Annotated in this window: 11 protein-coding genes, 1 tRNA gene and 1 pseudogene; 5 read left to right on the top strand and 8 right to left on the bottom strand. The window is 43.3% G+C overall.

Going from position 1 to position 9,206, the window contains the following annotated elements; translation table 11 throughout:
• Positions 1-527: DNA methyltransferase (locus Xhom_RS31685; RefSeq protein WP_169928530.1), on the bottom strand; the 527-nt coding region annotated here is incomplete at its 3' end.
• Positions 528-861: 334 nt separating this feature from the next.
• On the opposite strand from Xhom_RS31685, the gene Xhom_RS23270 reads away from it, so the two are divergent.
• Positions 862-1,665 (top strand): DUF3800 domain-containing protein, encoded by an 804-nt coding sequence (locus Xhom_RS23270; protein ID WP_069315748.1) that lies wholly within the window; start codon positions 862-864, stop codon positions 1,663-1,665.
• A gap of 264 nt (positions 1,666-1,929) precedes the next feature.
• Here Xhom_RS23270 and Xhom_RS23265 read toward each other — a convergent pair.
• From Xhom_RS23265 to Xhom_RS23230, 7 genes and pseudogenes are all read right to left on the bottom strand, one after another.
• Positions 1,930-2,005: transfer RNA gene (locus tag Xhom_RS23265), tRNA-Phe, on the bottom strand.
• A gap of 559 nt (positions 2,006-2,564) precedes the next feature.
• Positions 2,565-2,943: pseudogene (locus Xhom_RS50250) on the bottom strand (DUF2829 domain-containing protein); the annotation flags it as partial.
• A 608-nt stretch (positions 2,944-3,551) separates the two neighbouring features.
• Positions 3,552-3,956, bottom strand: coding sequence for an antiterminator Q family protein (locus tag Xhom_RS23255; protein WP_069315746.1), 405 nt, complete (start codon positions 3,954-3,956; stop codon positions 3,552-3,554).
• Positions 3,956-4,936 (bottom strand): DUF7146 domain-containing protein, encoded by a 981-nt coding sequence (locus Xhom_RS23250; RefSeq protein ID WP_069315745.1) that lies wholly within the window; start codon positions 4,934-4,936, stop codon positions 3,956-3,958. The genes Xhom_RS23255 and Xhom_RS23250 overlap by 1 nt, the downstream gene beginning before the upstream one ends.
• Positions 4,933-6,564, bottom strand: coding sequence for a DEAD/DEAH box helicase (locus Xhom_RS23245; protein WP_069315744.1), 1,632 nt, complete (start codon positions 6,562-6,564; stop codon positions 4,933-4,935). Before Xhom_RS23245 ends, Xhom_RS23250 begins: the two co-directional genes overlap by 4 nt.
• A complete protein-coding gene (locus Xhom_RS23240) occupies positions 6,558-7,070 on the bottom strand; it encodes a hypothetical protein (protein WP_145957497.1) in 513 nt (170 codons plus the stop codon). The genes Xhom_RS23245 and Xhom_RS23240 overlap by 7 nt, the downstream gene beginning before the upstream one ends.
• Positions 7,071-7,253: 183 nt before the next feature.
• Entirely contained in the window at positions 7,254-7,451 is a 198-nt protein-coding gene (locus Xhom_RS23230; RefSeq protein WP_069315741.1) for a Cro/CI family transcriptional regulator, read from the bottom strand.
• 106 nt (positions 7,452-7,557) lie between these two features.
• Between Xhom_RS23230 and Xhom_RS23225 the strand changes: the two genes are divergently transcribed.
• The 4 genes from Xhom_RS23225 to Xhom_RS23215 all read left to right on the top strand — a co-directional run bounded on the left by Xhom_RS23225 (position 7,558) and on the right by Xhom_RS23215 (position 9,124).
• Positions 7,558-8,238, top strand: a complete 681-nt coding sequence (locus Xhom_RS23225; protein ID WP_069315740.1) for a LexA family protein — start codon at positions 7,558-7,560, stop codon at positions 8,236-8,238.
• Positions 8,239-8,358: 120 nt separating this feature from the next.
• Positions 8,359-8,709 carry a hypothetical protein gene (locus Xhom_RS23220; protein WP_069315739.1) on the top strand — a complete coding sequence of 117 codons (351 nt, stop codon included), beginning with the start codon at positions 8,359-8,361 and terminating at the stop codon, positions 8,707-8,709.
• Positions 8,710-8,722: 13 nt separating this feature from the next.
• Positions 8,723-8,884, top strand: coding sequence for a host cell division inhibitor Icd-like protein (locus Xhom_RS28480; protein ID WP_145957496.1), 162 nt, complete (start codon positions 8,723-8,725; stop codon positions 8,882-8,884).
• A 33-nt stretch (positions 8,885-8,917) separates the two neighbouring features.
• Entirely contained in the window at positions 8,918-9,124 is a 207-nt protein-coding gene (locus tag Xhom_RS23215) for a hypothetical protein (protein WP_069315738.1), read from the top strand.
• Positions 9,125-9,206: the final 82 nt, after the last annotated feature.

Genomic DNA, 9,206 nt, shown 5'->3' with positions numbered 1-9,206 from the left:
TCATCGATAGAGATAGCGATCATTCCTTCCGGATGCAGTAAGTTTTTAGCCACGAGCAGCCGTGGAAATATCATATTCAGCCAATTTGTATGACGCCGATCCGATGTATCGAACCTGTCTTTATAAATAAAATCCTTGCCGGTGTTATAGGGCGGGTCGATATAAATCATCTTTATCTTTTTGTGATAAGACTTCTGTAATATTTTAAGCACTTCAAGGTTATCGCCTTCAATAAACAGGTTCTCGGTGGTATCCCAATTCACACTCTCTTCCTTGCATGGACGTAGTGTACCGGTTGATGGCGTCTGGGCAATCTGACGGGCACGCGCCTTACCCTGCCAAGTGAAGCTATAGCGCTCGTCTGAATCATCAACGGCCTCACCCAGCACCGCTTTTAAGGCGTCAAAGTCGATTTTGCCTTCCGAAAAGACCTCAGGGAAAAGCTGCTTAAGTTGAGCGATATTTTTTTGCGTGATACCCGTGCTCTTAGACTCCGGGTAGTCCAGAGTGATTTTTTCAAGGGTCATCAGAGGAATTCCATTTATTGCCCACTGAGCAAAATTGGGATGGGTTCCGTTACCGGAATTCCGATATCGAATGAATTTCAAATAGTTAGGAGTGCAGATACGAAAAAAGCCGCCTCAGCGACCTTGTAGTGAGTAAGATGCCGACCGCAGCAATTTGGAGTGTTGAGACGTTACGGCAGCGAATGTGTTGTTAATTTTATGATCGAGCTAAATATCCAAGAACAAAGCACCACTCTTTGATATTTTTGACTAAAACGATCCTTATCAATTAGTTATGCATGTGATTTAATAGGCAAATTAATCACTATGAATCTTTTATACAAAAGGATCTTTCATGAGAGACCCCGGAAAACTAATCTGGCATGTGGCTTGTGATGAATCAGGTATAGATGGACAGCGCTTTTATGGCTTCGGTAGCCTATGGATGAAATATCAACGCAGAGGAGATTTCTCCCGCTTCATTAGAGAACTAAGAGACAAACATAGGTACTATGAAGAAATCAAATGGAAAAAAGCTAATTCCAAGAAATACGCCGATTTTTACAAAGAGCTAGTTGATGTTTTCTTCCAGAATCCTTGGTTGGCTTTTCATTGCATTGTTATAGAAAAATCTATGGTCAATAAAGCATTTCATGATGGTGATTACGACTTGGCAATGAGAAAACACTTCACGAAATTAATTTCCACGAAAATAGGCAATGTTATTGCAGCACATCCTGAACGTGATTGTTTTTTCCGTATAGAAGTCGATCCAATAGCATCTAGGTATAAAAAAGCAGATGAAGCTTTTCATGTAATCGCAAATAACACCCTCTTAAAACAATTTGGTAGAAAAAATATTATTAGCTCTGTAGTGACAAAGGATTCAAAAGTCTCAGAAAATATCCAGATATCTGATTTTTTCCTTGGAGCAATAATGAGTTCATATCAAAAAAAGATATCGTCAGATACAAAGATACAGTTAGTGGAAAAAATCGCGGGTCACCTTGGATGGAAAACGCTCTGCCACGACACATGGCCAAAAGAGAGAAAATTTAATATCTGGTTTTTTTATGATAAAACGCTTGGATCAAGAGACATAGAAACAAGAAACGTACAATTATCCGTACCACTTCCCGCAAGAAAAAGAAAAAAGTAGATGCCGACCTCTCAGCCGACATGGTTGGAGTCCCAGACCTAAGTCGAAGTGACCAACTTGGCGGTTAAACTTTTGGGAGCCGCCTCTTCATTCCCAAAACTATCAAATCTATGTTGCTAGGATATTAAATAAAAGCCAGACTTGCAAATGTGAAGAGTGTCATACAAGAGCTTTATCACTGTTTTATATTCAATATGTTACTAACAATAAATCATGACCACCTATTAAAAACAAAAAAGCCGCCTCAGCGACCTTGATATAATTTGGTGGAACCTCTCGGAATCGAACCGAGTCCTAATGCTCTTCAGGCGTCCGCGCGAACCCTCTACGCCAAAGTTCCAGAAATGAAAAAAGCCACGCCATGCGCAGCCCTATAAAATAATGATATTTAAAAAGCTAAAATCATGCCCAAACGAATTCAATTTCTAATGTTTTCCCAACGTGCTCTCTAAATATATTCCTCAGAGGACGGCTAGCATAAGAATAATTACTAGCTTCAGGATATACCAAGTGACCATCAGATGGTGTATTCGCAGAAGAAAAGCTAACTTCCTTGTTAATTTCCTTATCTAAGAACCGAACTGTCAATTTTTTTCTCCCAAGTTTTTTCTGAACCTCTGCGTAATTCACTGGATCTGCCTTTAACCAAAAGTCTATAACTTCTTCTTGAAAATTAAACTTTGGAGATGACTGTGTAGAGTAAAAACCTACAAGATTTTTTATTGGTGTGTTATTACTAATTTCCTCCCAACCACCAAAATTGAATTCATCACCACTTTGTAAATAACCAAGGCAATTATATGTGAGATTATTATTCAATGGTTTTCCAGAACCTGAACCAATGGTCATCTTTCCTTTCAATCGAAGTATTGTATCTGGTGTTGGTTCTGGTGTTGGCTCTGGTGTTGGTTCCGGCTTTACCTTATCTTCAAAAAACTTCCAATCACAGGCCATCATATCTTCCTGTGTTGGCTGCCACGGCACAAAATTACCGTGTTCATTACGCAGATCAATATGAGTCAGATAATCGTACTTAGTCCCTACCGCAACACCATCAACCGCATAAGCACTATCTTTCTCAACAGTTAAATCACTCACACGCGGAGTGATAGCCAGATACATCCCTTTGTCACCCCAGACAGAACGGGCAACACGCTTGCGTAGTTTTAATTGAATCAAAGCCCAAGAGAATGAACCCACCGGTGCAATAAAGCAGTCACATTGATAGTGTTTCGGGTCAAATGGACATTCATGTTCGGGATTAATAACGTCAGACATACTATTTCCTTATATTTATAAATAATGGGAAGCTAAACCATAGAGTTAGCTTTCCGTCCGCTGCTAAATAGCCCGAATATATTAACGAATGCTTATGGTTGGGTGAATTGATTAGCCTTGTGTAATAATTCATACAACCAGTTGAAACTAATCTAATAAGTGAAAAGGCCGCACCGAATGAAGTGCAGCCTTGAATTTGAACTAGTTGGTCAGACCAACAGGTTGAGTTATCTAGGGGGATCGAGGTGCTGCTCATACCACCTAAAATCACATTTAACCTATTGATTTAGCAGTGATGTTAGGTACTGTCCGACCATGATCGAGTTGTGGAGGCAGGTGCTGATCTCCTGCATCGGTTTCTAGATACTCTCAGGGGCTTAGCCTAATCCGCAGAGGCCGCCTCTAGATGGTGTGCGGTACATCCGATAGTCCATACACTGCCAATCAGCCTTAGCATTCTCCACAACGGTAAGGTAACTCATTCAAAAGCAACCTTACCGTTGCAGAAAGCAAAAAACCCCGCCGAGGCGAGGTCTGAAGTTAATAAGCTGTGTGACATTGCTATCACTCTTATCACAATAACCCGTAAATTTCGTTACGAAAAGCTTTTATGCTACTTTTTCTGTTGGTGTTACTTTATGTGTCCAAGCGTCCATTTCCAGAATAACCCCAGCCATGATTAAACAAGCTTCTATAAAGGTTTCTGCGACCATAAGATTTTGCCGTATTTTTCCCTCAGAACACTTCTTTTTTCTGGCTATTTCTGATTTCGAAATATCGTGAATGTAGTGCAATTCAATTAACTCAAATTCATCTGTACGACCTGATTTTATTAATTGACCTACAGCGCCATCTACAGCAATGCCGTCATTATCACAGCAAGAGGGCCTTGATTTTGATGTATAAGGCAATAAGCCTTTGAAGCCTGCCGCGATAGGTGAATAATTAATGCTGCTATTTCCGCTTGCTGCCCATCCACCCCAGCGCTCCAATACCATCTGAATATCACGCATTATGCTGTCTCCTGCTGCTTTTTCACGTATTCCCGTTCTCTGGCTTGACAACCCTGCTGCAATAGGTCGTTAAAATCCCCTAGATCGGGGTATCTGACGCTCACCTTTTCAATATCGTTGTTCGCCAGTAAATTTTTATTGGCACAGGCATAGGCGGCCGCTTCCCCGGTGGCGCTCCAGTCGTTATCTGCAAAAATAATGAGGTGCTTAACGCCCCGCGGGGCGATAAATTTCGCCATATGCCCGGCGTTCATGGTTGACCACGTATTCACCTTGTAGATCTGCTTACAGGACAAGGCGGTCTCAATCCCCTCGGCAATCCCCAGTGTGGAATTCACCGGAAACAAACGGATTGCCACGGATTGAGCATGATCAAGATAAGTCTCTTCCTGGAGTGACATCATCTTTCTGGTGACCTCCAGCGGGGCTTTTTTCTCCCCGTCCAGATAGGTTCGGTGCAGGTAACATAATTGACCGCGTGAGTCTGTTGCCAGTGCCCACATCGCCTGATAATCCCCTTGGTAGGTCGGCTGCTTTTCACAGAAGCGGATTTGCTCAATCGGGTGATGGCTGTAAATTCCCCGGCGCTGGAGGTATTTTTCCGCCGAGGTGCCTTTCAGTTCCGGCATACGTGAGTAGTGGGCGATCATCTTCTGGCGCTTATCCGCAACGGTGCTGACCTTGGGCTTCGGGATAACTTTTTCGCGCTGAATACCCAGTAACTGATCAATCTCATCGGCCAGCACTTTGAATTCTTTCCCCTGCGTCAATCTGAGCAGTGCCCAGCCATCCCCGGCATTGCAGGTGCAGATGAATGTTCCGCGCCCGTCACGGTCATCAATGCGGAATTTGCCCTTTTGCTTACAGATTGGACAGTGACCCTTGAAGTGTTTCCTGCCTGTCACGGGAGGCAGGCCGTAGTATTCGAAAACTTTAGGCCAGTGCCCGATAACCGCCTCGGCCGTATTGATTGTGTTCATCGTGTGCCTCCCTGACATGACTGAGTTGATAACTGGTCACGGATATCGCGCACCTTTTGGTGAGCCACCTCAAGGCGCATTTCCTGCTGTTCGTGGCTGGACGGTTGCACTTGTTCCGTTTTCTTACGGGATTTCGCCCAGGCAATTTGTTTGTGCTTGATGAAATTGTTTACTTCGGGGGTCAGTTCCTGCGGGGTATCATGAAAGCCGCGAGGCTCAACGCCGAACTTCTCTTTAAACGTATAGAATACCCAGCCGTTACTGATCGCCTTGCCCTGTGAAGCCCGCTGATTTTGGTAGTACTTCAACTGGGAATAGAAACTCTGCTTTTCGGTCTGGGTGTAGATACGTTCTTTCTTGCTGAGCTTCTGGATAGTGCGGCTGGTATCGACATCAATGTCTTCCCCTACCAACGGCTTAAAGTCGCATTTCGGGCAGACGTAAACCCCGGCTGGCTTCATGTAATGGCAGGACGGGCATTCTTTCGGTAACTTTTCCCGCTTCTTCTGCTCCCGGTAGCTGGAACTGGACTTCATTCCATCATTCTTGCGGGGCAATTCGTCATATTCGATATCGTCAGGATAGCCGAGTCGGTGAACCGTGCCGGAGTGATCTAGAATGATGCATCGGTCTTTACCCTTGGCGGTACGCAGGCCCCTACCGATTGACTGTAACCAACGGATCTCTGACTTGGTGGGACGGGCATAAATGATGCAACGGACATCACTGTCAAAACCCGCCACGAGAACTCCAATGTTCACAATGATTTTTGTCGCACCCTGCTCAAACCGATGGATAATCAAATCCCGTTCATCTTGAGGGGTATTGGCGGTCATCACCTCAGCATTTACCCCAGCGCGATTGAATTCGACGGTGATAAAGTTGGCGTGGCTGACATTGACACAGAAGCAGATAGTGGGCTGATTTTCGCCCAGCTTAAGCCAGCTACTGACCACATCCCCGACCAAATCAGCCCCGCACATGATTTCCGCTATTTCGTCTTCCTTGTAATCGCTGCCGTAGTCGTCATTGCGGGCAGACTTCACCTTGCTTAAATCAGGCTTGGTGGGGGCGTAAAACTCATACGCGCTCAGATCACCACGCTGGATTAACTCCTTTATCGTGGTGGGCTTAATCAGCTTCTGGTAGTAGTGACCGAGGAACGGCGAGAAAGGCGTACCCGACAGTCCTACCACCTTGCAATCTGTTTCCGAGGTCAGCCGCGTAATTTCTTCCAGTATCTTTTTGCGTTTCAGGTGCGCTTCATCAATCACCAACAGATTAATGTCTTTGGGGAAGTCACGGCGGATCAGCGTGTCAGCCGACGCAATCTGAATCAGCTTTGATGGGTCTTGATGGGGATGGTCACGCCAGATATACGCGATTTCATCCTCCGGTAAGCCATATTCAATAAAACGCTGGGCAGTCTGATTTATCAGAACAAGGTATGGGCAGATCATCATGACCTTCATCCCCTTGGATACAAAGCCCCTCGTGATGAAGGCAGATAACCCAGTTTTGCCCGCACCTGTGGGGGCGTAGACCATGAACGAATTAAAGTTCTTCCACTCCTGACGCAGCATGTTTAAGGCGCGTTCCTGTGCAAAGTTAGGGGTAATAGTTAGCATCCTTTCGCCCCCTGTTTATTTTCCTGCGTTACCGTGCGATAATTTTTCACAGGTAATCCTCTGTTGGTGCCTGTTGCAAGAGCCGAATTAGCTACCCCTACCAAAGTGTCGCTGTTCGGTTTCTTGCACCCTCTTACATTTCCATTCTTAGTTAACATTGATACCCTCACTTGAATAATTTCCACCGCCAGAGGACAAGCCCTTTTCTTTTTTCCATTTAGCCATCTAGCCACCTGTCCCATTTTGTAACCCCTACAGTGATCTATATTAAGATCTGAGTTCTTCCTCTTGGCTGTGCCTTCCCTAACACCCCTTTCAAAGATCACCCCCAAACCCCCTAGAAAGTTTTCCCCTCTTCCCCATGTACTATTAAACTGATACATGGATGTACTCTCTAGCGGGTACAACCTCAAAACTGAACTGGTCACTTTGTCGATACCTCCATCGGCTGTTCTGTGTAACCCTTCATCGATCTGTAATTTTTCTTGAAGAACAACCGGAGCCATGTGTTAGCAGCCCTAGCGCCGGTGTTATCCCTGCGATGCGGCACAGGATCTTCATCCCGCCGAAGTTTGTAGACGTAAGCGTATTTATCCCTCGCGTATTCCCTTGCGGTTGAGTTCATCGCGGACAGAATCTTTTGAATCCATTCCGCGTCACCCGAATGATAAATTTCGGGCATCACTATGTTATGGAGTTGATACATGGTTTTTCTTGTACATTTCAGCGCTGTACTTAAGTGTCCCATTGGTGATTTTTTCAATACGTAAAGCTGCTCTTTCAGGTATGATTTCTCGCCATTGAGATACTGCACTACTTGTAATTCCTATTGCTTTAGCTACAGAATTCACGGTATTGAAATGTTTCAATACTTCATTTTTTTTCATCTTTCACTCCTAAAAAGTAAGAATGCTTACTATACTACATGGTTAGTATACTTACATCAAGTTGATGTAGAATGTAAGATAACTAATAATCTAATGAGGTTTTGTTATGGCACTATCATCCATAGGAAGTAGAATTCGGGAGCGAAGAAGAAGTTTCAAGCTAACGCAAAGAGATGTGGCGCAAGTTGTTGGCGTGTCCCCCTCAGCAGTAACTCAGTGGGAGCAAGATGCGACTATTCCAAGTGGGGAGAGCCTTCTTTCGTTATCAAAAGTACTTGACTGCCCACCGGAATGGATAATGACAGGAAAAGATATACCACCAGCCAAAGAACCGGGGTATCTTTCAGCCAATCAGTTCAATGTAAAAGAAGTTCCTATAATTTCATGGGTTCAGGCAGGGCAATGGACAGATTCATGTCCTTTTGGTATTTCCGAATTTCCCACAATCAAGAGTGCTGATAACACTGTATTTGCCACAGTGAAAGTTTCAGATTGTGCGTTTGCTCTTAAGATTAAAGGCGAATCAATGACATCCACTAGTGGCCCGCTTTCCATCCCTGATGGATCAATCGTAATAGTTGATCCTGAATATGGTGATATACATGATGTGGTTGGGAGGATAGTAGTGGCTCAACTTGGAAGAACTGGGGAAGCCACAATAAAAAAATTAGTAGCTGATGGATCAATTTATTACCTGATGCCACTAAACCCAGCATTTAAAACAATTGAAGTCAACGAGGACTGTAGGCTGATTGGTGTAGTTAAGCAGATTACAATTAACTTTTAATTTCAACAAGTTGTCTTTTTTTTGCCAATAAAGTAAGTAAGCTAACTTTTTAGCTTGACAGTGAAAAGTAAGTTATTTAACATTGATTGAAGTTAGCAAACTTACTTTTAGGCGAAAACAATGAAACACCTTACATCTAAAGCAATATCGGAAACCTCAAAAGCCCATGCAATCACTGTTGCTCTTGGGGTTTATGAATCACAAAACACCACAGACCCCCACATTCTGGCGAGCTTAAAATTTTCCATTATTGACTGTTTGGATAAGGCAAAAGAAGCAATACAAAAAAGCCTTGATACCGATGAAACTAACAATACCATTAATACAATTGATTGCTTCATTGGTGAGCCTCTCACTGACTCCAGCAATACAAGAGACTCCCAAGTTAATACTCGCACTTCCGATAACATCAAAGACTCCTTATACCAAGCGCATACAGCAAACAGAAAAACATTTAGCATCACTAGATAATTAAAGGTAAACCATGAAAACCTTTATCTTCGGCGCAATAAAGCGCTCCAATATGAAACAACGTCGCCCTATATGTATTAAGGCTCAGGCAACTAATGAGCAGGAAGCAAAAAGGTTATTAGCTCCTACATATGTAATTTTAGGTTGGATGGGTCAAATAGTTAATCGTAACTGAGATAAATAATATTAATTCTGATAGGAATTAAACATGAACAATAAACTACAAGCAGCCGTCGAAATTGCAGAAGAAATTGAAGCCTCAATATTTCCCGTAGTTACTGCAACTCAAAATGAAGCTGAACTGGGTTCTTATTTAATGTGTCGTAGTGTTCATCGTCAAACATGTAATTTAGCTCAACGGTTAAGGGAAATAAATAAAGAATATATTATGGAGGGAAAATCAGGCATTCGATGAATTGGAAGGCGTTGCGAGTGAAATAGAAAATCTAAGAACATATGTTTCTTTATTAATTGATACGGATAAAAGTCTGTCCGGT

Source organism: Xenorhabdus hominickii, assembly GCF_002632725.1.
GTDB lineage: Bacteria > Pseudomonadota > Gammaproteobacteria > Enterobacterales > Enterobacteriaceae > Xenorhabdus > Xenorhabdus hominickii.
Note: the sequence above shows the minus strand (reverse complement) of the source record. Positions and strands in the feature narration are given on the sequence as shown.

What these genes read in the sequence shown, in the direction of transcription:
- Xhom_RS23225 (WP_069315740.1), top strand. Translation starts at nt 7,558, where the DNA reads ATGGCACTATCATCCATAGGAAGTAGAATTCGGGAGCGAAGAAGAAGT.
- Xhom_RS23255 (WP_069315746.1), bottom strand. Translation starts at nt 3,956, where the DNA reads ATGCGTGATATTCAGATGGTATTGGAGCGCTGGGGTGGATGGGCAGCA.
- Xhom_RS23245 (WP_069315744.1), bottom strand. Translation starts at nt 6,564, where the DNA reads ATGCTAACTATTACCCCTAACTTTGCACAGGAACGCGCCTTAAACATG.
- Xhom_RS23240 (WP_145957497.1), bottom strand. Translation starts at nt 7,070, where the DNA reads ATGGCTCCGGTTGTTCTTCAAGAAAAATTACAGATCGATGAAGGGTTA.
- Xhom_RS28480 (WP_145957496.1), top strand. Translation starts at nt 8,723, where the DNA reads ATGAAAACCTTTATCTTCGGCGCAATAAAGCGCTCCAATATGAAACAA.
- Xhom_RS23270 (WP_069315748.1), top strand. Translation starts at nt 862, where the DNA reads ATGAGAGACCCCGGAAAACTAATCTGGCATGTGGCTTGTGATGAATCA.
- Xhom_RS23215 (WP_069315738.1), top strand. Translation starts at nt 8,918, where the DNA reads ATGAACAATAAACTACAAGCAGCCGTCGAAATTGCAGAAGAAATTGAA.
- Xhom_RS23230 (WP_069315741.1), bottom strand. Translation starts at nt 7,451, where the DNA reads ATGAAAAAAAATGAAGTATTGAAACATTTCAATACCGTGAATTCTGTA.
- Xhom_RS23250 (WP_069315745.1), bottom strand. Translation starts at nt 4,936, where the DNA reads ATGAACACAATCAATACGGCCGAGGCGGTTATCGGGCACTGGCCTAAA.
- Xhom_RS23220 (WP_069315739.1), top strand. Translation starts at nt 8,359, where the DNA reads ATGAAACACCTTACATCTAAAGCAATATCGGAAACCTCAAAAGCCCAT.